The 25,077-nt window shown below is 46.6% G+C and carries 25 protein-coding genes and 1 riboswitch; of the genes, 17 read left to right on the top strand and 8 right to left on the bottom strand.

The features are described from left to right. Positions 1-153 precede the first annotated feature (153 nt). The gene (locus tag IE163_RS16320) at positions 154-3,294 is read left to right on the top strand and encodes a DEAD/DEAH box helicase (protein WP_189434060.1); all 3,141 of its coding nucleotides are present in this window, start codon (positions 154-156) and stop codon (positions 3,292-3,294) included. A 153-nt stretch (positions 3,295-3,447) separates the two neighbouring features. Here IE163_RS16320 and IE163_RS16315 read toward each other — a convergent pair whose 3' ends face one another. Continuing rightward, entirely contained in the window at positions 3,448-4,308 is an 861-nt protein-coding gene (locus IE163_RS16315) for a YicC/YloC family endoribonuclease (RefSeq protein ID WP_189434059.1), read from the bottom strand. A gap of 145 nt (positions 4,309-4,453) precedes the next feature. Here IE163_RS16315 and rph point away from each other — a divergent pair, with 145 nt between their 5' ends. The 3 genes from rph (at position 4,454) to IE163_RS16300 (ending at position 6,351) form a co-directional block, all read left to right on the top strand. Then, complete coding sequence (gene rph, locus IE163_RS16310) at positions 4,454-5,173, top strand: ribonuclease PH (protein WP_189434058.1); 720 nt, start codon at positions 4,454-4,456, stop codon at positions 5,171-5,173. Between the two features lie 2 nt (positions 5,174-5,175). Beyond that, complete coding sequence (pyrE, locus tag IE163_RS16305) at positions 5,176-5,820, top strand: orotate phosphoribosyltransferase (protein WP_189434057.1); 645 nt, start codon at positions 5,176-5,178, stop codon at positions 5,818-5,820. A 159-nt stretch (positions 5,821-5,979) separates the two neighbouring features. Further along, positions 5,980-6,351: a diacylglycerol kinase gene (locus IE163_RS16300; protein WP_189434056.1), complete on the top strand. Its 372-nt coding sequence runs from the start codon at positions 5,980-5,982 to the stop codon at positions 6,349-6,351. A gap of 63 nt (positions 6,352-6,414) precedes the next feature. On the opposite strand, the gene slmA is transcribed toward IE163_RS16300, so the two are convergent. The 3 genes from slmA to coaBC are packed head-to-tail and all read right to left on the bottom strand — an operon-like array spanning position 6,415 to position 8,715. Next, entirely contained in the window at positions 6,415-7,008 is a 594-nt protein-coding gene (slmA, locus tag IE163_RS16295) for a nucleoid occlusion factor SlmA (protein ID WP_189434055.1), read from the bottom strand. A 16-nt stretch (positions 7,009-7,024) separates the two neighbouring features. Then, positions 7,025-7,483 carry a dUTP diphosphatase gene (dut, locus tag IE163_RS16290; protein WP_189434054.1) on the bottom strand — a complete coding sequence of 153 codons (459 nt, stop codon included), beginning with the start codon at positions 7,481-7,483 and terminating at the stop codon, positions 7,025-7,027. 23 nt (positions 7,484-7,506) lie between these two features. Next, entirely contained in the window at positions 7,507-8,715 is a 1,209-nt protein-coding gene (coaBC, locus tag IE163_RS16285) for a bifunctional phosphopantothenoylcysteine decarboxylase/phosphopantothenate--cysteine ligase CoaBC (RefSeq protein ID WP_189434053.1), read from the bottom strand. Positions 8,716-8,808: 93 nt separating this feature from the next. On the opposite strand from coaBC, the gene radC reads away from it, so the two are divergent. The 5 genes from radC to mutM all read left to right on the top strand — a co-directional run bounded on the left by radC (position 8,809) and on the right by mutM (position 11,549). Further along, positions 8,809-9,483, top strand: a complete 675-nt coding sequence (radC, locus tag IE163_RS16280) for a RadC family protein (protein WP_189434052.1) — start codon at positions 8,809-8,811, stop codon at positions 9,481-9,483. A 265-nt stretch (positions 9,484-9,748) separates the two neighbouring features. Continuing rightward, entirely contained in the window at positions 9,749-9,985 is a 237-nt protein-coding gene (gene rpmB / locus IE163_RS16275) for a 50S ribosomal protein L28 (RefSeq protein WP_189434051.1), read from the top strand. An 11-nt stretch (positions 9,986-9,996) separates the two neighbouring features. Next, positions 9,997-10,152 carry a 50S ribosomal protein L33 gene (gene rpmG / locus IE163_RS16270; protein ID WP_008219722.1) on the top strand — a complete coding sequence of 52 codons (156 nt, stop codon included), beginning with the start codon at positions 9,997-9,999 and terminating at the stop codon, positions 10,150-10,152. Between the two features lie 93 nt (positions 10,153-10,245). Continuing rightward, on the top strand, positions 10,246-10,734 hold the full coding sequence (locus tag IE163_RS16265; RefSeq protein WP_189434050.1) for a hypothetical protein: 489 nt from the start codon (positions 10,246-10,248) through the stop codon (positions 10,732-10,734). A 2-nt stretch (positions 10,735-10,736) separates the two neighbouring features. Then, a complete protein-coding gene (gene mutM, locus IE163_RS16260; RefSeq protein ID WP_189434049.1) occupies positions 10,737-11,549 on the top strand; it encodes a bifunctional DNA-formamidopyrimidine glycosylase/DNA-(apurinic or apyrimidinic site) lyase in 813 nt (270 codons plus the stop codon). Between the two features lie 26 nt (positions 11,550-11,575). On the opposite strand, the gene IE163_RS16255 is transcribed toward mutM, so the two are convergent. The 3 genes from IE163_RS16255 to IE163_RS16245 form a co-directional block, all read right to left on the bottom strand. Next, on the bottom strand, positions 11,576-13,216 hold the full coding sequence (locus tag IE163_RS16255; protein WP_189434048.1) for a BamA/TamA family outer membrane protein: 1,641 nt from the start codon (positions 13,214-13,216) through the stop codon (positions 11,576-11,578). Between the two features lie 102 nt (positions 13,217-13,318). Further along, positions 13,319-14,197 carry a mechanosensitive ion channel family protein gene (locus IE163_RS16250; protein ID WP_189434047.1) on the bottom strand — a complete coding sequence of 293 codons (879 nt, stop codon included), beginning with the start codon at positions 14,195-14,197 and terminating at the stop codon, positions 13,319-13,321. Between the two features lie 10 nt (positions 14,198-14,207). Continuing rightward, positions 14,208-15,017 carry a DUF432 domain-containing protein gene (locus IE163_RS16245; protein WP_189434046.1) on the bottom strand — a complete coding sequence of 270 codons (810 nt, stop codon included), beginning with the start codon at positions 15,015-15,017 and terminating at the stop codon, positions 14,208-14,210. Positions 15,018-15,299: 282 nt separating this feature from the next. Here IE163_RS16245 and mgtE point away from each other — a divergent pair, with 282 nt between their 5' ends. The 8 genes from mgtE to IE163_RS16205 all read left to right on the top strand — a co-directional run bounded on the left by mgtE (position 15,300) and on the right by IE163_RS16205 (position 24,834). Then, complete coding sequence (gene mgtE / locus IE163_RS16240) at positions 15,300-16,643, top strand: magnesium transporter (RefSeq protein ID WP_189434045.1); 1,344 nt, start codon at positions 15,300-15,302, stop codon at positions 16,641-16,643. Between the two features lie 135 nt (positions 16,644-16,778). Further along, positions 16,779-17,198, top strand: coding sequence for a type 2 periplasmic-binding domain-containing protein (locus IE163_RS16235; RefSeq protein ID WP_189434044.1), 420 nt, complete (start codon positions 16,779-16,781; stop codon positions 17,196-17,198). Beyond that, positions 17,188-18,357 carry a hypothetical protein gene (locus IE163_RS16230; RefSeq protein WP_189434043.1) on the top strand — a complete coding sequence of 390 codons (1,170 nt, stop codon included), beginning with the start codon at positions 17,188-17,190 and terminating at the stop codon, positions 18,355-18,357. The genes IE163_RS16235 and IE163_RS16230 overlap by 11 nt, the downstream gene beginning before the upstream one ends. Beyond that, the gene (locus IE163_RS16225) at positions 18,357-20,762 is read left to right on the top strand and encodes a putative bifunctional diguanylate cyclase/phosphodiesterase (protein WP_189434042.1); all 2,406 of its coding nucleotides are present in this window, start codon (positions 18,357-18,359) and stop codon (positions 20,760-20,762) included. The genes IE163_RS16230 and IE163_RS16225 overlap by 1 nt, the downstream gene beginning before the upstream one ends. Before the next feature lie 34 nt (positions 20,763-20,796). Then, positions 20,797-20,913: riboswitch (TPP riboswitch) on the top strand. 108 nt (positions 20,914-21,021) lie between these two features. Further along, complete coding sequence (locus IE163_RS16220) at positions 21,022-23,100, top strand: TonB-dependent receptor (RefSeq protein WP_189434041.1); 2,079 nt, start codon at positions 21,022-21,024, stop codon at positions 23,098-23,100. Between the two features lie 11 nt (positions 23,101-23,111). Beyond that, complete coding sequence (locus IE163_RS16215; RefSeq protein ID WP_189434040.1) at positions 23,112-23,360, top strand: YkoF family thiamine/hydroxymethylpyrimidine-binding protein; 249 nt, start codon at positions 23,112-23,114, stop codon at positions 23,358-23,360. Further along, positions 23,357-23,992 carry a nicotinamide riboside transporter PnuC gene (pnuC, locus tag IE163_RS16210; protein WP_189434039.1) on the top strand — a complete coding sequence of 212 codons (636 nt, stop codon included), beginning with the start codon at positions 23,357-23,359 and terminating at the stop codon, positions 23,990-23,992. The genes IE163_RS16215 and pnuC overlap by 4 nt, the downstream gene beginning before the upstream one ends. Beyond that, positions 23,935-24,834, top strand: a complete 900-nt coding sequence (locus IE163_RS16205; protein ID WP_189434038.1) for a phosphotransferase — start codon at positions 23,935-23,937, stop codon at positions 24,832-24,834. Before pnuC ends, IE163_RS16205 begins: the two co-directional genes overlap by 58 nt. Here the strand turns inward: IE163_RS16205 and IE163_RS16200 are convergent. Continuing rightward, the gene (locus tag IE163_RS16200) at positions 24,829-25,011 is read right to left on the bottom strand and encodes a helix-turn-helix domain-containing protein (protein ID WP_189434037.1); all 183 of its coding nucleotides are present in this window, start codon (positions 25,009-25,011) and stop codon (positions 24,829-24,831) included. The two genes, IE163_RS16205 and IE163_RS16200, sit on opposite strands and share 6 nt — an antisense overlap. Between the last annotated feature and the right edge of the window lie 66 nt (positions 25,012-25,077).

Genomic DNA, 25,077 nt, shown 5'->3' with positions numbered 1-25,077 from the left:
CTTCATGCATGTTTTTGTTCATTTTCTTTACTGACTAAAGGTAAATGCGCTTGCTGAAAAAGCCTTAGTTGGTAAGATTCACTATCAATTATGTTGAGGCTATTTACGAACATAGCCAAGTTTAGGGATTCCCCTGCCAACACAAGGACTGGTATGCAACAGATCGGCATTTACGAGCAACTTATCACTCAGTTAGTCGCTAACCGCCTTGATCGTGACAAGTTTTATGTGGGAGAACGTGAGCTAACGAGCGCTGAGGCATCCATTTGGCTATCGCGTTTTTTATCCCATATTTTGGAATACGCCATTGAGGCGGTGCCTGCCAGTGATAATCGTTTGCAGCAGCAAATTGACTTATCCAATCAATTATTACTGTGGTTAAAGTCGCAAATTCAAGATAAAGATTTTATCGATGAGAATTTGCTGTGTAGCCAAGGTAAAATTTTAACTGCGCTCTACGAACTGGAAAACCCGGTTGCCGCCGACTTAAAAAGCTATATTAGTGATATTTTCCCGCTGACAGGGCTTAGCCAAAGCGAGCTTTTTTGTGGTAGCAATGCCGGCTTATCAATGGAATCTGAACTAAAGCGCGAAATTTTATCGGCTGATAAAATTTACTGGTTAGTCTCTTTTATCAAGTGGGCAGGGATTCGGATCTTTCGAAAAGAGCTTGAAGCCTTTACCGCCAGTGGCCGCGAGTTAAAAATTATCACCACCTCCTATATGGGCGCGACCGATGCCAAAGCGGTTGAGTATCTGGCTAGCTTGCCCAATACCGAAGTAAAGCTCAGTTATAATACTGAGCGTGAGCGCTTACACGCTAAGAGTTATTTATTCTTGCGTAATACCGGTTATCACACGGGCTATATTGGCTCATCTAATCTGTCGAATTCTGCCTTAACCAGTGGCTTAGAATGGAATTTGAAAATCACTTCGCAAGAAATTCCGCATATTATCAATAAATCGTTGAGTACCTTTGAAACCTACTGGGCTTCTAACGATTTTGAGCCTTTTAGTGGTGACGCTGTTTGCAAGGAAAAACTAAAAACAGCATTACAAAAACAGCGAAGCAGCGGTGAACATGCGCAAAGCCACTTTTTTGATCTCACGCCCTTTGCGCATCAGCGCGAGATTTTAGAACAGCTGGCGGTAGAGCGCAGTGTCCATCAGCGTTATAAAAACTTAGTGGTCGCCGCAACAGGAACAGGCAAAACGCTGATCTCTGCCTTTGATTTTGCCCGTTTTGTTAAAACCAAACCGCAAGCGCATTTTTTGTTTGTGGCACATCGGGAAGAGATCTTACTGCAAGCCCGAGCGGCTTATCGTGGTGTGTTACGCAACAGTGGTTTTGGTGAGCTGTGGGTAGGCGGTCATTCGCCAGCCCATTACCGACAATTGTTTGTGTCTATTCAAACCTTAAATAATCAGCTAAGCCAACTGAACCTTACCGCCGATTATTACGATTATATTGTGATCGATGAAGTACATCATATCACCGCGCAAAGTTACCGTGCGGTTTTAGCCTATTTTTCCCCTGCCATTTTGTTAGGTTTAACGGCCACACCTGAGCGGCATGATGGTGGTGATATTTTAGCGGACTTTGGTGGTGTGATTGCGGCAGAAATTCGCTTGCCTGAAGCGATTAACCGCCGCCATCTATGTCCGTTTCAGTATTTTGGTATTGACGATGATACCGATTTACGCAGCATCTCATGGGCGCGCGGGCGCTATGATATTGCGCAGTTAACCAATCTCTATACCCATAATCAGGTTCGGGTGAACAAGATTTTGCTGAGTATGCAGGAAATAATTACTGACCTTAGCAACATGAAAGCGCTGGCTTTTTGCGTTAGCAAAGATCATGCAGCCTATATGGCACAGCAATTCTTGCTGAAAGGGATTAAGGCCGATGTGCTGACCAGTGATAACAGCCAGGAGCGACAGCAAAAGCAGCAGGCCATTCGCTCAGGGCAAATCAATGTGCTGTGTGTTGTGGATATTTTTAATGAGGGTGTCGATATCCCCGAAGTGGATACCTTATTGTTTTTGCGGCCAACGGAGAGCTTAACGATTTTCCTACAGCAATTAGGGCGGGGCTTGCGGTTAGCTGATGGCAAACAATGTTGTACTGTACTGGATTTTGTTGGCAACTCGCGCCCCGAATATGACTTTGCGCATAAGTTTCGAGCCTTAATTGGCCGAACAAACCGCGCCATTAGCGAAGAAATAAAACAAGGTTTTCCGCACGCACCACTGGGCTGCCGCATTGAGTTAACTAAACGCACTGAGGAAATGGTACTTAGCAATATTCGCCAAGCTACGCTGACATTAACTCGATTATTGGCGCTTATCCGGCAGTATCCGCAGCACTCAACGTTACCGTTAACGCTAAGTAATTTCTTAAGCCAACATCCCTTTATTAATTTGCATGAACTTTATAAACGCGGTTGTTGGGCTGACTTGGTACAAAGAACACAACATTCTATCCAAGAGCAAAGCCCTGATGACAATTGGTTTAATATCTGCAAAAGAGCCATTTTTAACCGAATTCTGACCTGTGATGATCATCATTACTTAAGTTTTCTAAAACAGCTTTGCCTAAATAATTTTGCCATGACGGCTAACACCACCCGTTATGCCTTAATGTGCCATTATGATTTTTGGCAAAAAACAGGCACAGAGTCTGGCTTTACCTCGTTAGCACAGAGCCTTGCTAAGTTAAATAAACTGGGTATTAAGGCGGAACTGTTTGATGTGCTGAACCAGCAATTAGCGCAAACCAAGCACCAGCAACTGAGTATGGAAAATTTACCTGACGTGCCATTAAGGCTGCATGCCCGTTATGCTCGCGAGCAAATATTGGTGGCTTTTGGTGCAACCACGTTTGAAAAACAAGCCCCTGCGCGCGAAGGTGTATTGGTACTGAAAGAACAAAATATCGAGCTACTGTTTGTTACCTTAGATAAAAACGAAAAACACTTCTCGCCAACCACCATGTATCACGACTATGCCATCAATGAGCACCTGTTTCATTGGCAGTCGCAAAATAGTGCCAGACCCGATCGTGGCCGTGGTTTAGAGTATGTTCAGCAGCAAAAACTGCGAAAGCGCATAGTCTTGTTTGTGCGTGAGCAAACCAGTGATGAGTATGGCCGCACCATGGGGTTCGTCAATTTTGGTGAAGTAGACTATGTCTCGCATACTGGCTCACAACCCATGAACATCACCTGGCAGCTAAAAGAACCCATGCCTGACTTTATGTGGCAACAAGCGGCAAAGTTAGCAGTGGGCTAAGGGTATCTAAACTGTAGTGGGAGACAAGTTAAGTTATGTAGTTATTCTAAAAGATGTAACGTTCTGAAATGAGATAGGGCAACGCAAAAATATAAAGCCCTGTTAAATCAGGGCTTGGGTGGAAATTGAAACGTTTAGAAAAAGGAGTGAATGTTATTCAATATTCTGGATCTGCTCCCGCATCTGTTCTATCAACACCTTAAGCTCCACTGCCGCATTGGTAATCTCAGTGCTGATAGCTTTCGATGACAGCGTATTCGCTTCGCGGTTAAACTCTTGCATCATAAAATCTAAGCGACGGCCGCAGGCGCCGCCTTTTTTTAGGGTGTGGCGGGTTTCTTTAATGTGTGCGTCGAGGCGGTCTAGCTCTTCGGCTACGTCGGATTTAGAGGCTAAAAAGGCCATTTCTTGCTCGAGGCGGTTTTGGTCTAAGTCGGCTTTAATCTCATTTAGGCGGTTGGTGATACGGTCGCGTTGCCATTGCATGGCTTGCGGTAAATGTTCCCGCACAAAGGCCACGCGTTCGCCAATGGCGGTTAAGCGTTGCTGGATCATCTCTTCAATGGCCACACCTTCGCGGCCGCGACCGGCTAAAAAGTCTTGTAAGGCGGCATCAAAACCGGCCAGTAATTCGCCTTGCAGCGCGTCTAAGTCTTCGGTTGGTGTCTCCATTACGCCTGGCCAGCGCAAAATGTCGGCAATGTTTAGTGTGGCTTGGGGGGCTTTTTGTAGCAGTTGCTGAGCTTTATGTAGTAATTGCTCAGCAAACACCTCGTTTAGTGTTAGCTCGCCCGCAGCCTGATTAGCCTGATACCGTAAATTCACTTCAATTTTGCCGCGTTGCAGGCTATTGCGCAGTTTGTCGCGCAGTAGGCTTTCTAAACCACGAAATTGTTCAGGTAGCCGAAAGTAAGATTCTAAGTAACGTTGGTTAACTGAGCGAATTTCCCACTGGGCAGTGCCCCAGCTGGCTTTGGTTTCGTGGCGGGCAAAGGCGGTCATGCTATGAATCATACTGGGCTTCCAAACAACTAACGAAAATTAAGTGTTTTGAAGTATACCTGACTTTCGTTTAATTGGGCTGATTTTGGCGAATGGATAGCCCTAAGCGGCCTTAACTCCTATAATAGCCATTAATTTATTAGTCAGGAGTAGCCTTATGCGTCCAAGTGGCAGAATCGCCAGTCAGATCCGTCCTCTTTCTTTTACCCGCAATTTTACTGCCCACGCCGAAGGGTCGGTTTTGGTGGAATTTGGCAATACCAAGGTGATTTGTACTGCCAGTGTGGTAGAAGGCGTGCCGCGCTTTTTAAAAGGCAAAGGCCAAGGCTGGATCACCGCTGAGTACGGCATGCTGCCACGTGCTACCCATAGCCGTAATGATCGTGAAGCGGCACGCGGCAAGCAAGGTGGCCGCACTATGGAAATTCAGCGTTTAATCGGCCGTGCGCTGCGCACCGCAGTTGACTTAAGCCTGTTGGGTGAAAATACGATTACTATCGATTGTGACGTCATTCAGGCTGATGGCGGTACCCGCACGGCGTCTATTACCGGTGCCTGTGTTGCGTTAGTGGATGCCTTTAGCTATATGCAGGCAAAAGGCTTGTTAAAAACTAACCCGTTAAAATTTATGGTTGCTGCCGTTTCAGTTGGCATGTATCAGGGCAACGCGGTAGCCGATTTAGATTACGCTGAAGACTCTGCTGCTGAAACCGATATGAACCTGGTGATGACCGAAACCGGCCAGATTATTGAAATTCAGGGCACAGCCGAAGAAGCGCCTTTTAGCTTTGAGGAAATGCAGCAAATGTTGGCGCTGGGCAGTGCGGCCATTACTGATATTGTTAAAGCGCAAAAACAGGTGCTGGGTAAGGAGTAAAGATGAAAGCTTTTCAACGTGAATTTATTGAATTTGCACTGTCGCGCCAGGTATTAAAGTTTGGCAGTTTTACACTAAAATCAGGCCGTACCAGCCCGTATTTTTTTAATGCCGGGCTGTTTAATACCGGCAGTGATTTAGCCAAGTTAGGCCGTTTTTATGCCGCAGCACTGCAGGACAGCGGTCTTGAGTTTGATGTGCTATTTGGCCCAGCTTATAAAGGCATTCCTATTGCGACGACTACGGCTGTTGCTTTAGCTGATCATCATGATCGCGATGTGCCATATTGCTTTAATCGCAAAGAAGCGAAAACCCATGGTGAAGGCGGCAACTTGGTTGGTTCACCCTTAAAAGGCCGCATTATGCTGGTGGATGATGTGATCACCGCCGGTACGGCGATTCGAGAGTCGATGCAGTTAATTCAGGCACAAGGTGCTGAGCTAACGGGGGTGTTGATTGCGCTGGACAGGCAAGAGCGCGGCCAGGGCGAGTTATCGGCGATTCAGGAAGTAGAGCGCGATTTCAACACCAAGGTTATTTCCATTATTAGCTTGCCAGATTTAATTAGCTTTTTGGCCGATAAACCGGAGCTCGCCGAGCATTTAGACGCTGTAAAAGCTTACCGTGCTCAATACGGTGTGGCATAACACATTAGCGCAATAATGCCCGGTTAAGCTGTATCTGGCGTTAACTTCTGAACAAGCGGTATTGCAGGGAATACCAATATCGCTTGAATAAGCCTGTCAGTGAGTACAGTTCTGACTGTGGCGCTGCGCTTGAGATTATGGATAAGGAAAGGATAGCTCATGCAAAAACCCAATGGCACTGGTATTGGCCGTATTGTTAAAGCTGCGCGTTGCTCGATGCAAGGTTTTGCGGCCAGTTGGAAGTTTGAGTCAGCCTTTCGTCAGGAAGCGACGCTAACTTTGCTGGCGCTACCACTCGCCGTTTGGTTAGCCAGTTCGGTAAGTCAGTTTGCGTTACTGATGGCAGTATGGTGTTTAGTTTTGGTGGTCGAGCTGCTTAATTCTGCCATCGAATCGTTAACTGATCGGGTGGGGCTAGAGCGGCATGAATTGTCGGGTCGTGCTAAAGATATGGGTTCGGCAGCAGTGTTTGTTGCTTTAGTCATAGTCGCGTTGGTGTGGGGTGCTGCGCTTTTTGAGCGGTTTTATTAACTCTGTTTAAGCAGAGGGTTCAATATGACCCCTCTGCTGACAACCAAGCGGTGCTTTGCCAGGCTATGCAAATAAGCTTTGCTCAAATAAAGCCCACTGATGTGCCCAATATTGGGTAGGTAAACGTTTAAAACCTGAACGGACAAATTGGTTAATTTTGCCCTCTACTGTGGCCAGCAGCAGGTTGGCAAGTTCGGCTTCATCAATATTAAAACTCTTACCTTCACGCAGTTTACGCTCACGCAGGCACTGTCGGAATTGTGCTTCGAGCTTTTCAAATAAGGCCGCAACCCGCTCTAGTAAACGCTCTTGCTCGCCCTGCAGTGCGTCACCGGTTAGAATACGACAAAACCCTGGGTTACGTTCGGCGAACACCAGCACCAGTTGCAGCATTAAACTAATGCGGGTTTGCGTATCTTTATGTTCTTCGGTAATGGCATTTACCCGTGATAACAGCGTATCTTCAATAAACTCAATTAGGCCTTCATACATACGAGCTTTGCTGGGAAAGTGCCGGTAAAGCGCTGCCTCTGATACCCCGACCTTTTCAGCTAAGGCTGCCGTAGTAATACGCTGACCGTTGCTGTTGCTTTCCAGCATAGCCGCCAGGGCTTGTAAGATATCTTCTTTACGATTGGGTTTTTTAGCTGTTGTCATGCGCGCAGGGGGTTCCTTACTGCTTACCGGAGTGGCCGAAGCCGCCTTCACCACGTTCTGTGGTATCAAAACTACTTACTACATTAAACTCAGCTTGGACTACCGGCATAAAGACCAATTGCGCAATGCGATCACCCGGTTCGATAGTAAAAGGCTCTGTACCGCGATTCCACATAGATACCATTAACGGGCCTTGATAATCTGAATCGATTAATCCCACTAAATTGCCCAGTACGATGCCATGTTTATGACCTAAACCAGAGCGCGGTAAAATGGTGGCACATAAATTAGCATCGCCAATATAAATGGATAGACCGGTTGGGATTAGCACCGTTTGGCCAGGTGCTAAACTCAACGGTGCGTCCAGACAAGCCCGTAAGTCTAAGCCCGCAGAACCTGTTGTGGCATATGCGGGTAACGGGAACTCAGTACCAATACGTGAGTCGAGAATTTTCAGGTCAATCGCTTTTTTCATAACAACTTCTTTTTATGTTTATTTTAGGCTTGATAGTGCTGGCTGATTAGCGCAATAAGCTGCTCTGCCAGCTGTTGTTTCGCTTGTACCGGTAAATCCAGCTCGCCACCGCGCCAGATCACGCTAACGGCATTTTGCTCACTGTTAAAGCCTATTTGGCTGCCAGAGACATCATTAGCGCAAATCATATCCAAGCGTTTGTTCAGTAGTTTTTGCCGGGCGTAGTCCAGTACATTTCGGGTTTCCGCGGCAAAGCCCACGGTAAAGGGACGCTGCTGCTGCAAAGCTGCCACTGTTGCGATAATGTCTGGGTTCTTCACCAGTTTTAGCTGTAGCTCGTTCTCGCTACCCTTTTTAAGCTTATCGGTTGCGATCTCTGCTACCCGGTAATCTGCAACTGCGGCACAGCCAATAAAGATGTCGGCAGTAACCGCTGCGGCTAATGCTGCTTGTAGCATCTGTTCTGCACTTAACACGTCAATACGATCTACGCCAGCAGGGGTAGGTAATTGCACCGGACCGCTTATCAGGGTGACCCGGGCACCGGCTTTAGCGGCAGCGGCTGCCAGAGCATAGCCCATTTTCCCAGAACTATGATTACTAATATAACGCACCGGATCAATGGCCTCGCGAGTGGGGCCAGCAGTAATAGTAAAGTGTAAACCTTGCAAATTTTTGACAGGTGTAAATAACCGTTCTGTTAGGGCGGTAAGCTCTAACGGTTCTAACATACGACCTGCACCGACATCGCCACAGGCCTGCGCCCCAGAGCCAGGGCCAAATATGTGAAATTTATGTTCACTTAATGTTGCAATATTCTTTTGGGTAGCTATATTTTTATACATCTGCTGGTTCATAGCTGGGGCAACCGCCACCGGGGCACTGCTGGCAAGTACGCAGGTGCTTAATAAATCGTTAGCTAAACCATGGGCAAGACGGGCAATTAGATCGGCACTGGCCGGAGCAATTAAAATAAGATCGGCCCATTTTGCCAGCTCGATATGGCCCATAGCGGCTTCAGCTGCAGGGTCGAGCAGGCTATGGCTAACCGGGTTGCCAGAAACGGCCTGCAGTGTCAGCGGCGTAATAAATTGCTGGGCGGCATCGGTAAGAATAACCCTAACCTCGGCTCCGCGCTCTTTTAGGCGCCGTACCAGATCAGCACTTTTGTATGCGGCTATACCACCGCTGATGCCAAGTAAAATACGTTTAGAAGCAAGGGTTTGCTGCATTTTAATACTGTCCCGGCCACGTGAATGATGGCATAAGATAGCACGGAATCAATAATTCAGCATCAGTTCAGCTGTTTGAAAAAGGAGGAAATTATGGCTATTACCGACTGGCCGCTGGCAGAGCGCCCCCGTGAAAAACTGCTGGAGCAAGGTGCCGCGGCGTTATCTGATGCCGAGTTATTAGCGATTTTTTTGCGTACCGGTATAGCGGGTATTGATGCGGTGAGTTTAGCAAGGCAGCTATTGCAGCAATTTGGCGGCTTAAAGCCTTTGCTGGCCGCCAGCCAAAGCGAGTTTTGTCAGGCCCGGGGTTTGGGTGAGGCCAAGTATGTGCAATTGCAGGCGGTATTGGAGCTTAGCCGACGTTTTTTGCAACAACAGCTGCAGCGCGAAACCGTGTTCTCAGAACCTGAGTTAGTACGAAAATATTTAAGTCATCTACTCTCGCACGAGCAGCGTGAGGTCTTCATGGTACTTTACCTTGATAATCAACATCGTATGATCTGTGCTGAGCCGCTTTTTCAGGGCACTATTGATGCCTCGCCCGTGTATCCGCGTATTGTAGTTCAACGCGCTTTAAAGCATAATGCCGCCGCTGTTATTCTGGCTCATAATCATCCTTCTGGGGTGGCCGAGCCAAGCCGCGCTGACAGAGCGATTACTGAGCGTTTAACACAGGCCATGGCCTTGGTGGATATCCGGGTTTTGGACCATTTTGTGGTGGGTGATGCTGAAGTTGTCTCTTTTGCTGAACGCGGCTGGCTATAACGAGGTGCTGGCCTTTAATAGCGCTGCTGCCGGTAAATACCCAAAATCATTGAAGTTGCAGAGAAATGGTAAGTGAGCGGGCTGGTACTTCAGCGAGCGAATTTAGCGAATACCGCTGTAGCTGCAAGGATGACGGGTATAATTTGTCTTGAGTTTAACCGCGCTTTCGTGTATAAAGTGCGCCCTCATCCATTTTCGGGGCAACCTTCAAGGCCAGAAGGGTGAAAGATAGCTCGAGCTGACGTAATTTTGGAGAAATATTGACATGTCTAGAGTATGCCAAGTAACTGGCAAAGGTCCGATGGTAGGTAACCGTCGTTCGCACGCCAACAACGCGACAAAGCGCCGTTTCCTGCCTAACCTGCAAACTCACCGTTTCTGGGTTGAAAGTGAAAACCGTTTTGTTACTTTACGTACTACCCCACGTGGTATGCGTATTATTGACAAGAAAGGTATCGACGCCGTTTTAGTAGACGTTCGTGCCAACGGTCACAAGGTATAAGGAATTAACAAATGCGCGATAAAATCCGTTTAGTTTCTTCTGCTGGTACTGGCTTCTTCTACACTACAACGAAGAACAAGCGTACCATGCCAGAAAAGATGGAAATCAAAAAGTTCGATCCTAAAGTGCGTAAGCACGTGATTTTCAAAGAAGCGAAAATCAAGTAATCGACTTACAGAAACCCGGCTTAGGCCGGGTTTTTGCTTTTTAAGCCCTGCCTGCGTTACTATGTTTTGCATTTCATTTTTTGCAGATTAGCTATGCTGAAACTCTCACGCCGTAACTGGAATAATGTACTGATCTTTTTGGTACTGATTTTAATGTATAGCCTTTATGACTGGTCAGGCAGTAATACTGCTTCTGTGGCTGAACCTACGCAATTGGTGCCTGAGCAAGCACAGCTGTTAAGTGTGTCTGTTGGTAATCAACGTTTAGTGCAGGCCGCTGGGCAATGGCAATTACAGCCAGTCGGTCGTGCAGGTGTGAATGCGCAGCAGATGGCCAGCGCTTGGCAATATAGTATTCTGCAGCCAGTAAGTTTGCAGGCACAGCAAAGCTGGGTGCCGGTAGCTCAGGCCAGCGTGCAGCTGGTGGGTGAGCTGACACCACAAATTTGGCTGCTCTACCCAGAGCCTGCTGAGCAGAATGCATCAGTAACACAACAGAAGTACTTGCTGCAGCAAGTGGGGCAGTCGCAGCTGTATCAGCTTAGCGCAGCCCAGGCCCGTTTATTATTTTTAGTGGAGTAAGCATGCCGGAATTGCCTGAAGTTGAGGTATCCCGCCTTGGGATCAGTCCGCATTTAGCACAGCAAACACTGATTAAGGTTATTGCCCGGCAACGGCAACTGCGCTGGTGGATACCGGATGAGGTGGTTGCTGCAGCAGAGCAGCCTATTTTATCGGTAAGCCGCCGCGCTAAATATTTGCTGATAGAGTTACCAACTGGCTGCATTATTTTACATTTGGGGATGTCTGGCCATTTAAAGGTGGTGCCAGCCAAACAACTACCTGAAAAACATGATCATCTCGATTTTGTGCTAAGCAGCGGTCAGTGTTTGCGGTTAAACGATACCCGTCGCTTCGGTGCGGTGTTATGGCAAGCGAAAGATACGGTGCATCCGCTATTAGCGGCATTAGGGCCAGAGCCGTTAACCGACGCCTTTGGTGCCGCGACTTTGCTTAACGCTTGTGCCAAGCGCAGCGCGGCCATCAAATTGGTGTTAATGGATAACAAGGTGGTAGTAGGAGTAGGCAATATCTATGCGAACGAAGCGCTGTTCAAGGCGGGTATAGCCCCGCAGGCACCGGCTAACCAGGTAAGTGCAGACAAACTAACTTTGCTAGCAACCGTAGTCAAAGAAACGCTGGCTGCCGCTATAGTTCAGGGCGGTACGACGTTGCGGGATTTTAGTCAGGTCGATGGTAAGCCAGGGTATTTTAAACAAGAATTGTTGGTGTATGGCCGTGCGACCCTGCCTTGTGTGGTTTGTGGTACCGCTTTGCAGGAAATTCGTTTGGGGCAACGGAGTACAGTGTTTTGCCCTAAATGTCAGCCACACTGATAGCAGCGTGAGTTGGGGGCTTTAACTTAAAAGCGCCTTTTCGCCGTGGCCCGCCATTGCCAACTGCTAATGTCTGGGTTATCGGTTACAGGCCGGGTGAGATCCAAATGAACCATGGTGCCACGGCTGGAGTGGCTGGATAACAAGCGAATGCCAACCCCGACGCCTAATAAAATTTTATCGTCAACACCGGCTCTGCCGTTTTGGGCGCTGGCGTAATCAAATTGGGTATTGGCTCCCCAACTGCGACCGACATCAGTAAAGGCGGCAAAGCCGACATCAAAAATTTGCCATAGGTTCCAATCGGTATAATGGCGGTATTCGGCTGTGGCAACCATCCGATTATCGCCACGCTGGTAATACAGTGGAAAGGCCCGCAGTCCGCTATCTCCTCCTAGGTATAAGGCTTCATCTGTAAATAAATTTCTGCCTTTCTCCGCAGAGATGCTGGCCATTACACTGTTGCGGGCATTGAGTTGATGATTTACCTGTAATGCCAGATGCCATAATTCCTGACGAGTATTTTCCCAAGCTAAGCGATCGTAGCTCAGCTCACTAAATATCCAGGTTTGCGGCCCCAACTGCCAGGCTTTATCTACATTTAGTGTAAGTTGTAAGCCGTCTGCATCAGCACCAAGCCACGGTTGTAAATAACCTAAGCGCAAGCGTAATTGCCAGCCTGCATTGATATCTTCTACCCGATTAAACTGGTTTATATTATAGAGTTTGTAAAAATCATCCTGCAGTAATTGATACTCTATCCATAGTGCCGATAAGTTGCGTTCGGCAGGTAATGGCAAGACGGTGCCCGCCTGCTCACTAAAGGAAACATCTTCCAGCGTTAACCCCAACAGTAGGCGTTGAATACTTTGCCCACGCGCCGCTAATTTAAAGCCTGCCGAACTCTCGAATTGATTGCGGGTGCGATCGTATTCATTGACACTTTCGGCTAATAAATAATCTGTTACCTGCTCTTTATTTTTTAACAAATCAAAGTTAAAAGCCCAGTCAGAATCTAAGCGATAGAATGGACGCTGCAAGGCAAATTGATAATTCTCGCCATCGGAGTTATTGGCATAACTGACCAAGGTATTCCAATGACTCCCAAAAATATTGGGACTGGCAAAACTAAGCAAATAACCGGTACGCTCACTGTCTTTTGAGTAATCCAGTTGGATATGGTTACCTGAACCCAGTAGATTATCCTCGGCGATGCCCAAAGAATATTTGGTTTCACCACCTTCGCTGGAGAAATCGATCTTAGGCAGTAGCGACCAGTTGTCCCAGGTGCTGACCTGCACCACCGCGCTGTTATCTGCGCCACAATAGCTGACAACCTCTACTTTGGCATCTCGCAAATAACGTCGGCTACGTAGCAAACGCTCTGTTTCAGCTAGCTCTGAGAGTTTTAATGGTGCCGCTTCGCTAAACAATAAATCATCACGAATGGTTTCTTCGGTGCTAATAATATGGCTGGCATTCGCAAAGCGATGCAGCCAAAAAATGCCTTTTTCGGTAAGGTCGAAGACGTTATTGCGTTGAAATGTTATCGCGCTGATAGTGGGGTTTTGTTGTTTTAACAGCGCACTATCAAAGTCGCTGTTGCACTGGGCAGACAGCGTAAAACTGGTAACAGACAATGACAACAGGCTTAAACTACGCCACATTCGCAAGCTCCTGGTAAACCCGGCTGTATTGGCCAGGTTATCTTTACTATGACGTGTTTTGGGATAAATACCAATGTCTATATTATCAGGCACTGTGCTGGCTTAAGAATTTGCCGGTTTATCTGGTTTTTGCTCTGTACTGGCAGGCGTTGCTTCCGAGACAATCCGCACCGGAAAGGGCGGCGTCTCACTGCCAGCATAAAGGGTGCGATGTGGGAAGGGGATTTCAATGCCAGCAGCATCAAAGGCCAGTTTTATTTCCTCTTGCAAGCTATTACGCAGCGCTCTAAAGTTGCCGGTGCTGCACCAAACCGAAAATTGCAAATTTAAGGCAGAGTCACCAAAGCCGGTAAATAAAAAGGCTGGCGCGGGTTCGTCCAAACTGAGTGGATTTTTCTCTGCTACGTCAAATAGTACTTTGCGTACATTAGCGATATTTTCTTTATAAGCTACCCCTAGAAGCAAATCAAAACGGCGAATGGGGAAGCGTGTCATATTGGTCATTTCAGACTTGATCAAACTTTCATTCGGGATCCGCACAAACAGATTATCAAAGGTGCGTAACTTTACTGACAGTAAATCAATCGACAGTACTTCGCCGATCGTCGTGCCCACTTTAATGGTATCGCCAATTTGGAAAGGCTTTTCACCAATCAGAAATAGCCCGCTGATTAAATTGGAAGCGGAGGTTTGGGAGGCAAAACCAATAGCCACGGATAATACGCCAGCAGCGCCAAGCAGAACACCTAGAGAGAAGCCCAACTGATGCAACGCTGAAGCTAAGAATAGAGCTAATACCAGCCAATAGACAACACGGCGGAACAACACGGCATGATGTCTGGAAAAATTGTTACTGATGATTTTCTCAGCGGCTTTGGCGGTATAACGGGCGAGTAAGAAGCCGCTCAAAATCAATAATAAGGCCTGGAGACCATTGATCACAGCGTCTGATTGTATAAATTGCAGCAGAGCATCAAACATAATCTATCCTTTATTGGCTAAAGATGCCGGTGAAAGCCCGTACTAAATTGTTTTTATCAGGTAACTCTCGTGGTGCCGTTAACAAATCAGCACTGCTCAGACCTGCGGGCAGCTCCTTGCTAATTTTAAAGCGGGTTAAACTGCTGTCACCTTCATGTTGTAAAGTAATAGGGTCGGTCCAAAGGCTGCCGTCATTACGACCATAAATGGCGAGATAGGGCAATGGAATACTAATTTTATCAATAGTTAGCATTTTATCAGAACGATTTTCGATGGTCACCGCCGTGACGGCTCGATGCGGCCTGGCCGGTATTTCCGCCAAGCTTTGCCTGGCATGTGTTTTATCTGCGTAACACAGCTGGCCATGCTCAGTGGAAGCGCCAAACCAGGTGTCGGATAGACGTTGAATAGAGATTTCCAGCAATATGGTTTGCGGTTGCTCTAAACTAACCTGTATACAAACCGGGGAGCTGATATAAAACACATTTTGTTCCCCTGCCGGAATACTTACCGGCTGACGGGTTTTAATCACCACTGGCCGTTCTAACAATTTTGGTGTTAAGCGGAAGCTGGTTGGGCTGTGCCGAAAAATAAAGCGTTGTGATGTTAACAGTTCCGGCAAACAGACAGCACTCTGGCTGACAGTGCTAAAGTTGGTTTCGGCTTGATCCTGGCGTTCAAAACTAAACTGCCATTCTTGCAGGCAACGCTTAAAATACAGCGTAATGGGGCCAACACTGTATTGCCAGCATTCATCCAGAGCCAATGCCTGAGGCTGCCACCACTGAGACAGGATCGCTGTATTTTGCTTGGTCATCATTCCACTCCTTTGATGCGAAACACTATGCTAACAGAAAGTCTGGTTTATTCAGTAAAACTTTGGCTGCTCAGGTTGAGTTCAGCTCACTTAGCTTATAAAATAGCGTGAAAATTTGCTTAAGTGGCAATGTGTTAATTATCCATTTGGAGTTTTTCAACTTTATGGACGTTCCCAGTAGCAGGCGTAGCCTGCATAGTCACCAGAATCATATTAATCTGCGCTTAATAAGCTGATCTGCTAGCCAGTCTCTTATTAAGCAGTTGTTGCTGATAAGAGGTTGTTATGGAATTACCTGTTCTTATCGATACTCTGCGCGCTGCGCTGGAGCATGATACCGCCCATTTGTTACGTGACCAGCTGGAAGATGTGCATCCAGCCGATTACGCTGCTGCCCTAACAGAATTTTCTGCTACCGAACTTTGGACTTTATTAACGGTTTTACCGCGCGCAGAGCAGGCTGAGGTTTTTGGCTATTTACCAGCTGAAGTGCAAGTTAAACTGGCCATTAGTATTAGCAGACGGAAATTGTCACCTATTATCCGGCAAATGTCGTCGGACGAACGCGCTGATTTATTTAATCGGTTAACGGAAGAGCAGCGCGATACGCTGTTACCTGCACTGGCGCAAGCTGAGCGAGAAGATCTTTTGCGCTTATCGGCGCATGAAGAAGGCAGTGCTGGCGCTATTATGACTTCAGATTATGCGGTGTTGCCGCCGGATCTTACGGTGCGCGAAGCCATTGAAGTGCTGCGCCTGGAAGCGCCGGACAAAGAAACTATTTATTCATCTTATGTGGTAGATAAAGCGCGGCAATTGATTGGCGTAGTCAGTTTGCGCGATTTAATTCTGGCACCCGTGAGTATGCGGGTTGATGATTTAATGAATCATGATCCTATATACGCCAGTGTCGATATGCCGCAGGAAGAAGTAGCTAGTTTAATAGCCAAGTACGACTTACTGGCACTACCCATAGTGAATGAGCAACATCAAATGGTTGGTATTGTGACCTACGATGATGCGATGGACGTTGTTGCGGAAGAGGCCACCGAAGATTTCCACAAAACCGCTACTATCGGAAAGCTGGAGAGTAGTGTTAAACATGCTGGTATCGGCCTGTTATATCGCAAACGGGTATTTTGGCTGGTTGTACTGGTATTCGGTAATATTTTCTCCGGCGCTGGCATCGCCTACTTTGAAGAAACCATTGCCAGCTATCTGGCGTTGTTATTCTTTTTACCCTTACTTATCGCCAGTAGCGGTAATGCTGGAGCGCAGTCTGGCACCTTAATGGTGCGTGCTTTAGCTACCGGTGATGTTAAGCTGCGAGACTGGGGCTCATTATTAGGTAAAGAATGTCTGGTAGCCGGTTTACTTGGCCTGACAATGTCGGCCGCAGTGGTGGGGTTGGGGCTGTGGCGCGGCGGGCCCGATATTGCTGTAGTAGTGGCGCTTACCATGATGTTAGTAGTGTTAGTGGGCAGTTTAATTGGGCTATCATTACCTTTCTTACTCAGCCGCTTTAATATGGACCCGGCAACAGCAAGTGGTCCTTTAATTACGTCTATCGCTGATGTGGCAGGCGTGCTTTTGTATTTCTCAATAGCGACCTGGTACTTAGGGTTGTGAAATAATTTTCACTTTAGTAACATTTTTATCTGCTATTGCTTATAGTTAAAGCTGCTACTCAGATAGTCAAGCTAGCTTTTATAAAGCGACTATAATTAATAACCGGTTAGCCGGAGTTAGGTTTATAGGGATAAGATGACTTTACTACGTGCTTTATACTGTTTATTGCTGCTGCTTTCCTGGCCTGTAAAGGCGCTGGAAGTTGTTGCACACTCATCTGTGAGCGAAGAGCAGCTTAGTACATCTCAACTCAGAGCCATTTTTACTATGCGGCAAACCCGTTGGTCTGATGGGCAGCCCATCCAGGTGTTTGTACTAAATTCGGCAGATGAACAACATATCCGATTTAGTCGGAACTATTTAAAAATGTTTCCTTATCAATTAGATGCGATATGGGATCGGCAGCGTTTCTCCGGTATTGGTAGCTTCCCAACCCAAGTACAGTCTGAAGAGGAGATGTTGCTACTATTAAAACAGACACCGGGCGCTATTGGTTATCTGGCTACAGACAAAGGTTCTCCAGCTGTGCGGGTGGTGGTGGTACATGAAAAATAGCCGGCAATTTTACTTACTTATTTCACTATGTCTGTTACCGCTCTCCATCCAGGCGGAATCTCTTAGTGTGCATGGCTTTCTTGCGCAAGGGCTTGCGCAGGCGAAGAAAAGCAACGCCGTTAATAATAGCGGTGATCTCTCTGCGGCTTTGACAGAGGTGGGTATTAATGCCAATTGGAAGGTTTCATCCCGCTTAAAGTTATCTGGACAGTTAGTTTATCTGAATGGTGGTAACCGCTATCCGGAGGGAGGGCGGCTGGATTACTTATTCTTAGATATCAGTTTACTTGATGATTTTGATCATCAACTTAATTTGTATCTTGGGCGTTATAAAAATCAGCATTGGCTGTATTCCAGCACCCGGGATGTCCCCTTTACCAGACCCAGTATTATGTTGCCTCAATCGATTTACTATGACGCTTTTCGCGACATTGCGGTTGCCAGCGATGGGGTAGCCATTAAAGGCTATTTACAAGGCAGCAGTGGTGAACTTGAGTATAACTGGAGTCTTGGGGCTACGAATATTACCAAGGCACAAAGCCAGATCTTACTCAGCCCTGTGGTGCAAGGAGAGGCTAAACAAAAGTTTGTACACCAGGCCAGTCTTTTTTGGCAGAGTTTGGGTAGCCAGGCGACTTATGGTATTTCCTTGTTGGATTCTGACTTTAGCTATGGCGCTGCCGATTTTGATTTTTTCTTTGATGCTGACCTGACGGTGCAGCGTTTTATGCTGACTTGGCGCTATCAAGCTGAAAAATGGGAGTTAGCTGCGGAGTTAATGCAAGAACGATTGTCGATAAAAGGGTTTTATCAGCCTGGTTTTCGACGCGATCAGAAAGGTCAGGGCGGTTATTTATTAGGGCGATACCAATTGTCCACTAAACTCAGCGCTCTGATCACACTAGATTACCTGACACAAAATAAAAACGACAAACGCGGTTCTTCTTTGCCTGAAATCGGTATTCCAGCTTATTTTGGCTATCAGCAGAGTATTATGTTTGGACTCAGTTATGCGTTTGCCAAAAACTGGCAATGGCAGGTCGAGCATCACTGGGTAGATGGCACAGGAAGACTTTCACCTAGTCTGATACCTGATTTGGCTCTTAATAATCAGCGTTACTGGCAAGTTTGGGCGCTGCAATTAACGTATAGATTCTAATGCGATTCTTTAGCTTTAATACCAAAATTATCGGCCTGATGCTGGCTCTTATGCTGGTACTTATTGTGCTGGTAACCAGTTTATCGCTAGAGCGTTTAAACGAGAGTTTTATAGAGCAGCAGCAATTAAAACAACAACAAGTTACCCAGCATTTTTTGCAGTATCAGCTATTGCTGCAAAGCCAGCAACAAGCCTGGTTTGAAAGTTTTGCTGAGTTGGCGTCTTTGCCACAACAGCAAGGTTTTTCGGGTTTTTTAGCCGAATTATCGCAACGGTACGACGCCTTAAGTTTACATCTGAATATAGAATCGTTATGGCTTTTTTCAGAGCAAAGCACCGAAGCGCTGTTTCAATCTGCGCCTTTTCCTGCAGCATTAATGCCTATGGTAGAACAAACTTATCTTGAGCAGCGCCCGCAATCCCGGATTTATTGTGCAGCGCATTGCAGCAGTTTGGTTAGCGTGCCGCTCTCTGATCAGGATGGCAATATTGCGGTGCTGATTTCCAGTCAAACCTTGGCAGGTGTTGTTATAGCGCTTGGGCAAGCCTTGCAAAGTGAAGTGGCCATAGTACGTTTTGATGAGCAGGGCTTATCTGTACTCTCAGCCACCACCGCGGCGATTGATTTTGCTAAGATTATCATTACTGCACTGGCACAACTTAATGCAGAGAGCTTACAACAAGCTACTATGACAGGCTTAACACTTAATGAGACCCCTTATTTTGTGCATCAACTGCCACTGGTAACTCAGGGGCGCCAACAGTATGCAATTTTGCTGCTGGAGGATATTGCCGCTTATCAAGCGGCCAATAATACGTTTAAGTGGCAACTAATTGCTCTGGCGTTAATCTGTTTTTTACTTTTTTTCTGGCTGGCTTATTGGTTAACCCGCCGCTTAACCGGCAGGTTATTGCAGATATCGTTTGCGCTACCCCTACTGGCTGAGAATAAGTTTCGACCTTTTCGCGAGGCGTTGCCAAAGCCCTCTGCTTGGCTAAGTGATGAAGTCGATCGCTTGCACAAAGCCAGTGAAGCCTTAAGTTGTAAATTAGAGTTACTACAAGACAACATTGCAGCAAAAACCCGGGAACTGGAAAACATGGCCATGTTCGATCTGCTCACGGGCTTGGCAAATCGCAATATGCTGCAGTTTCACCTGAAAAAAAGTATTGCAGGATTAAGTAGTAGTAGTGTCTGTTTGGGTTTATTGTTTTTAGATCTTGATCAGTTTAAGCGGGTGAATGATATCCGTGGTCATGAACAAGGAGATCAGTTATTAATTGAGGCGGCAAATCGTCTCAGGCAAGCCCTGGCACCAACAGATCTCATTTGTCGTTTTGGCGGTGATGAATTTGTGATTGTTACCGAAGTTGCCTCGCCAGAATTATTGGTGGATTTAGCCAACACCCTGATTACCGTTTTTCAGGAACCCATGCAGCTAGCAGAAGAGCAGTATCAACTTAGTGTAAGTATTGGTATTAGTTGTACCCGTGATGCGCATTTAAAGCCTGACGACTTGGTACGCCAAGCGGATTTGGCGATGTATCAGGCAAAAGCTCAGGGTGGTAATAGTCTGCATTTTTATAGCCAACAAATGTTCGATGCTTATCAGAATCGTCTGGCATTGGAAAGTGAGCTAAAGCAAGCCTTGTTGCAGCAACAGTTTTTACTGTATGCCCAGCCAAAGATCCGCTTGCTAGATCAGCAACTACAGGGACTTGAAGTGTTACTGCGTTGGCAAAGCCCGTCCCGGGGGCTGGTGCCTCCAGACGAGTTTATTACGGTATTGGAATATGCGAACCTGATGGTGCCGGTTGGTTACTGGGTAATTGAACAAAGTTTCATACTCATGATTGCTCTGCGCCAGGCAGGTTTTACCGAGCTGACAGTGGCAATTAATCTTTCCGCTGCTCAGTTAAATGATCCTAATTTGCCGGTTTTTTTGCAGCAGCAACTGCAGCACCATCAATTATCTGCCGCGATGTTCGAGCTTGAGCTGACCGAAAGCTTGTTAGCCAATAGTATTGGCGAAACCATCACCAATATGCAGCGCTTGAAAGCCTTAGGTTTTAGGCTGGCAATTGATGATTTTGGTACCGGTTACTCTTCACTGAGCTATTTACGGCAAATGCCGGTAGATACCATCAAGATTGATAAAAGTTTTGTGTTTGGCATGTTAGATAATCAAGCGGACTTCGATATTATCACCTCTACGATTGCTATGGTGCGTAAGTTAGGTTTAGAAGTGGTGGCTGAGGGCGTGGAGACCCAGGCACAATGCAAGGCGCTACTGCAGCATCATTGTGATATCGGTCAGGGCTACTTATTTGCCAAACCACTGCCAGCTGTTGATCTGGCGGCACAGCTAAAACTTTGCCTGGATGATAAAGGTTGTTGGCGTTAACATTGTTTTTTTTTGTAAAAGCGCATAGACTGCAACGGCAACCAAGGGGTGCTCTTTTTAATTACGGTTAGAAAGTGCTGAGATGCTAGCAAGCGAACCCTTAGAACCTGATCCGGATCATACCGGCGGAGGGATGGTGCTAACTCCCCATCAGAGCACATTGACTACCTTAATACTCAGGCTAAGTTAGCTTAAGTTAGCGGATTTGATGTCGTCTTTGAACAGTGTGATCCTCAAATTGCTTTGGAGCCGATCACCTATGTTTTTGCGTTTTTCTACTTTATCTCTTGCTATCCTTTCTACCTTTTCTCTGCATGCTACTGAGCAGGATATAGAACGTATTGTGGTACAAGGCGATTTTCGACAGCAAAATTTACAACAGGTTGCTGGTAGTGTTGCTGTTTTAACCGAGCAAGATCTGCAGCGGCAGTCAGCACAGCATCTTGATGATGCTCTGCTACAATTTGCCAATGTTAATTTTGCTGCTGGCGCGTCACGTGGCCGCTTTATCCAAATTCGGGGTATTGGCGAGCGCAGCGAATTTATCGACGTTATTAACCCTTCTGTGGGTATTTTAATTGATGGTATTGATTATGCGGGGCTGGGTATTAGCAGTGTGGCCCACCCTGAGCAATTGGAAGTATTTCGTGGCCCGGAAGCTACCCGCTTTGGCACTAATGCCCTGGCGGGGATGGTGAATTTTACCAGTAAAAACCCAACCTTTACCCCTGAAGGTAAAATAAGTGCCAGCCTAGCCAATTACGATAGCGGGCAGTTATCTGGCTATCATAGTGCAGCTGTTTCAGAACAACTGGCGTATAGCCTGACGCTGGATCAGCAAAAATCAGATGGTTTTATCGAAAATACTTATCTAAACCGCGCCAATACTAATAATATCGACGAATTTACCGGCCGTTTTAAACTACAGTATCTGGCAGCTGAACAATTGCAACTGGGTTTAACGGCACATGTTATTGACCAGCAAAATGGCTATGATGCCTTTTCGCTTGACCGTAACAGAACCACGCTATCGGACGAGCCGGGGCAAGATAAGTTGCGTAGTAAAGCGTTGGCACTGAACCTCGCTTATCAGGGATTGAGTGTAGCTGATTTTAATGCCCAACTTAGTTACCTTAATGCAGATTCTGATTATGGCTTTGATGAAGATTGGAGCTATCGTGGCATACATCCCTGGGAATATTCTTATCAGGATCGTTACTTGCGCGAACGTGAGCAATGGACATTAGACTATCGTTTAGTGTCAAAACCTGCGGGACTACTATTTGGCAATACTGATTGGGTGTTTGGTCTTTATGGCAGTACGCGAGATTTGACGTTAGAACGTTTACGCCGAAAAGAAGATAAGCGAGAACGTTTTGCCAGTGCCTTACAGCGCCGGAATTTATCGCTATATGGTGAGACGCACACAGCGCTTACTGAACAGTTAAGCCTAGTGGTGGGTGGACGTATTGAACAGTACAAAGACGACTACCTGGACGTAGCCAGCATCAATTTGCAATCCGATAAAACCATGTGGGGCGCAAAAATCAGCCTGAATTATCAGCTTAATCCGCAAGCGCTACTTTATGGTTTAGTGTCGCGCGGTTATAAGGTTGGCGGTATCAACGGCGAGGCCTTATCAAAAGCCGCCGATGAAAACTTTGCGGTATTAGCAACTAAGGCCAGCTTTAATCCGGAAAGCGTAATTAATGCAGAATTTGGCGTAAAAGGTAGCAGTGCTGATGGTAGTTTAACGACCCGAGTCGCGACTTTTTACATGTGGCGCAAAGATATGCAGGTAAAAGGCTGGATTAACCCGGATTTAGGGCCTGAGTTTGCTGGCTTTATTGATAATGCGGCTAGTGGTCGTAATTATGGGGTAGAGATGGAAACCCGACTGCAGTTGAATAGTCAACTTCAATTGTTTGCTAGTGCGGGTTACTTGCAATCCCGCCTTGGGCACTATGTTACTGACAGTGGCTTAGATCTTAGCGGGCGCGATCAAGCGCATGCACCGCGGGTTAACTACAGTGTCGGTGCCGATTGGTTGTTCACAGAGCAACTGTCGCTACAGGCCGGTGTGCAGGGCAAGAGCAGCTTTTACTATTCTGATGGCCACAATGCCAAGGCCGGTAGCAGCGAGCTGGTTAATGTGCGCTTAAATTATCAAGTACAGCACTGGGAGCTGGCGCTTTGGGTACGTAATGCTCTGGATAAAGACGTCGGAGTACGCGGTTTTTATTTTGGCAATGATCCCCGTGATGAATATGCGCCCCATGTGTATGAGCAATTTGCTGAACCGCGTCGTATTGGCATAACGGCCAGCTATAGCTTTTAAGGAGTCTTTGTATGCAATTATCGGTAGAAATTAGTAAATACCCGCTGGCAAATGATTATAAAGGTCCTATTCAGGCTTTTATTGAGCAGCTGGCGCAGCAACCTGGTTTACACATTATTACCAATACCATGAGTACGCAGATTTTTGGCGACTATGATGAGGTAATGCAGGCCCTGCAACACTGCATGCGGTGGTCGATGCAAACCTACGGTAAGTTGGTGTTTGTTTGTAAATTTATTCCAGGTGATTTGCGGCCATGAATGAGTTACTGAGTAAGCTGATTAATGACTGGCAGCTGATGCATAGCGTAGAGCTGGTGGCAACCTTGTTGGCATTGGCCTATGTAATACTGGCGCTTAAGCAAAGCATCTGGTGCTGGCCAGCAGCCTTACTCAGTACTTTGTTGTTTACTCATGTCATGTGGGATTCCGCCTTACTGTCAGATGCGTTGTTGCATTTATACTACGCAGGAATGGCGCTCTACGGCTGGAGGCGCTGGCAACAATTAAAGTTACAGGCTGCCGGCGGACGAGCTGTGTTTGAATGGGCCTGGCAACGGCATTTGTTGCTGATTAGTTTAACGGCAATGACAGGGCTGGGTTTGGGGTACCTGATGGCCAACTATACCCATGCTGATTTCGCCTGGTTAGATGCCCAAACCACTGCCTTTAGTATCGTTGCTACTTGGCTGGTTGCTAAAAAGTTAGTGTCAAACTGGTTGTATTGGGTGGTAATAGATGCCGTATGTATTTTTGTTTATGCCCAAAAACACCTTTATTTTCTGACAGCCTTGTTTATGCTGTATACCATTATTGCTTTAGTGGGATATTTTGCATGGCGCAGTCATTATCAACTGCAACAAAGCTCGATGCCGGAGCCAGTGCAGTTATAACACGGTTTTGCCAGCATCTGGAGTTTTTTGCCAGCCATCCACCATTGGAGGTTAAACCTCTGGCGTCTGGTGAAAGTAATTTAAATTATTATGTCCGTACTGAGCGGGGGGAGTATGTGCTGCGTCGCTATCCTCTGGATACATTGGGCGTATGTCGACAGCAAGAGTTGCGTTGTCAGCATGCCGCTGCTGCAGTGGGTTTAGCGCCGGCGCCGCTGTGCCTGAATAATCACCAGCAATTACTGATCAGTGAGTATGTAACTGGCGGCAAACCACTTACGTTAACACCAGAGCGGCTATTGCTATTAGCCAGTACTCTGGCAGAGTTGCATGCGCTTAAGGTACAAACGCCTATTATGCAGGTGAGTCAGTATTTACGGCAGCTAATGCATAATAGTCAAATGCCAGCCTTGGAGCCGGCGGCATCCTTATTTAATGCTCTGCAACAAAATGCTCATCAATTTGAAGCGCAGCCGTCCGATTTAGTGCTATGTCATATGGATTTACATCAAGGAAACTTACTGTGGGCGGCAGGAAGAATTTGGTTGCTTGATTTTGAATATACACAACTCACCGACAGTAGCTTTGACTTAGCGGCAATATCGTTACACTTCCAGTTAAGCGAGCAGCAAGAACAGCAAATGTTGACGCATTATCATGCTAAGCGACGTTTCGCTGATAACCAAAGTGCCTTGCGTTATCAACAAAGCTTACACTCACGGTTGAAATTGGCAAAAGTTTTATACAGTGGATTTTGTTGGCTGTGGTACCAAGCCGCTCCTGATTATCAAGATGCGGCACAGCAATGGCGTCATAAGCTGGCGGAGTTATTGCTTTTATAAACCGCCAAGTCGTTCAGCTAAAGTTTTATAACGTGTCACGTCATCAACTGCAAACAACGGCTTGCCTTCGCTGTCTTTATCACTGGCAACCAATAGATGCTCTCTGGCTAAGCGCTCTACCCGGCTTTCTGGTACGCCTAAAAACTCGGCCACTTCAGCTACAGTCATTAAATTCATAATATTTCCTTTGCAATATCGAGGGTATATCAACACACCCTTTAGTATTAGTCAGTTTTTTAAAAA

The sequence above is a fragment of the Alishewanella longhuensis genome, assembly GCF_014653435.1.
GTDB classification, from domain to species: domain Bacteria; phylum Pseudomonadota; class Gammaproteobacteria; order Enterobacterales; family Alteromonadaceae; genus Alishewanella; species Alishewanella longhuensis.
This window is presented reverse-complemented; position numbering and strand designations above follow the sequence as displayed.

What these genes read in the sequence shown, in the direction of transcription:
- IE163_RS16200 (WP_189434037.1), bottom strand. Translation starts at nt 25,011, where the DNA reads ATGAATTTAATGACTGTAGCTGAAGTGGCCGAGTTTTTAGGCGTACCA.
- mgtE (WP_189434045.1), top strand. Translation starts at nt 15,300, where the DNA reads ATGGAATTACCTGTTCTTATCGATACTCTGCGCGCTGCGCTGGAGCAT.
- IE163_RS16215 (WP_189434040.1), top strand. Translation starts at nt 23,112, where the DNA reads ATGCAATTATCGGTAGAAATTAGTAAATACCCGCTGGCAAATGATTAT.
- rpmG (WP_008219722.1), top strand. Translation starts at nt 9,997, where the DNA reads ATGCGCGATAAAATCCGTTTAGTTTCTTCTGCTGGTACTGGCTTCTTC.
- IE163_RS16220 (WP_189434041.1), top strand. Translation starts at nt 21,022, where the DNA reads ATGTTTTTGCGTTTTTCTACTTTATCTCTTGCTATCCTTTCTACCTTT.
- IE163_RS16205 (WP_189434038.1), top strand. Translation starts at nt 23,935, where the DNA reads ATGGCGCAGTCATTATCAACTGCAACAAAGCTCGATGCCGGAGCCAGT.
- IE163_RS16235 (WP_189434044.1), top strand. Translation starts at nt 16,779, where the DNA reads ATGACTTTACTACGTGCTTTATACTGTTTATTGCTGCTGCTTTCCTGG.
- rph (WP_189434058.1), top strand. Translation starts at nt 4,454, where the DNA reads ATGCGTCCAAGTGGCAGAATCGCCAGTCAGATCCGTCCTCTTTCTTTT.
- dut (WP_189434054.1), bottom strand. Translation starts at nt 7,483, where the DNA reads ATGAAAAAAGCGATTGACCTGAAAATTCTCGACTCACGTATTGGTACT.
- pnuC (WP_189434039.1), top strand. Translation starts at nt 23,357, where the DNA reads ATGAATGAGTTACTGAGTAAGCTGATTAATGACTGGCAGCTGATGCAT.
- slmA (WP_189434055.1), bottom strand. Translation starts at nt 7,008, where the DNA reads ATGACAACAGCTAAAAAACCCAATCGTAAAGAAGATATCTTACAAGCC.
- IE163_RS16300 (WP_189434056.1), top strand. Translation starts at nt 5,980, where the DNA reads ATGCAAAAACCCAATGGCACTGGTATTGGCCGTATTGTTAAAGCTGCG.
- IE163_RS16230 (WP_189434043.1), top strand. Translation starts at nt 17,188, where the DNA reads ATGAAAAATAGCCGGCAATTTTACTTACTTATTTCACTATGTCTGTTA.
- rpmB (WP_189434051.1), top strand. Translation starts at nt 9,749, where the DNA reads ATGTCTAGAGTATGCCAAGTAACTGGCAAAGGTCCGATGGTAGGTAAC.
- IE163_RS16315 (WP_189434059.1), bottom strand. Translation starts at nt 4,308, where the DNA reads ATGATTCATAGCATGACCGCCTTTGCCCGCCACGAAACCAAAGCCAGC.
- IE163_RS16265 (WP_189434050.1), top strand. Translation starts at nt 10,246, where the DNA reads ATGCTGAAACTCTCACGCCGTAACTGGAATAATGTACTGATCTTTTTG.
- IE163_RS16245 (WP_189434046.1), bottom strand. Translation starts at nt 15,017, where the DNA reads ATGATGACCAAGCAAAATACAGCGATCCTGTCTCAGTGGTGGCAGCCT.
- IE163_RS16255 (WP_189434048.1), bottom strand. Translation starts at nt 13,216, where the DNA reads ATGTGGCGTAGTTTAAGCCTGTTGTCATTGTCTGTTACCAGTTTTACG.
- pyrE (WP_189434057.1), top strand. Translation starts at nt 5,176, where the DNA reads ATGAAAGCTTTTCAACGTGAATTTATTGAATTTGCACTGTCGCGCCAG.
- IE163_RS16225 (WP_189434042.1), top strand. Translation starts at nt 18,357, where the DNA reads ATGCGATTCTTTAGCTTTAATACCAAAATTATCGGCCTGATGCTGGCT.
- coaBC (WP_189434053.1), bottom strand. Translation starts at nt 8,715, where the DNA reads ATGCAGCAAACCCTTGCTTCTAAACGTATTTTACTTGGCATCAGCGGT.
- radC (WP_189434052.1), top strand. Translation starts at nt 8,809, where the DNA reads ATGGCTATTACCGACTGGCCGCTGGCAGAGCGCCCCCGTGAAAAACTG.
- IE163_RS16250 (WP_189434047.1), bottom strand. Translation starts at nt 14,197, where the DNA reads ATGTTTGATGCTCTGCTGCAATTTATACAATCAGACGCTGTGATCAAT.
- mutM (WP_189434049.1), top strand. Translation starts at nt 10,737, where the DNA reads ATGCCGGAATTGCCTGAAGTTGAGGTATCCCGCCTTGGGATCAGTCCG.
- IE163_RS16320 (WP_189434060.1), top strand. Translation starts at nt 154, where the DNA reads ATGCAACAGATCGGCATTTACGAGCAACTTATCACTCAGTTAGTCGCT.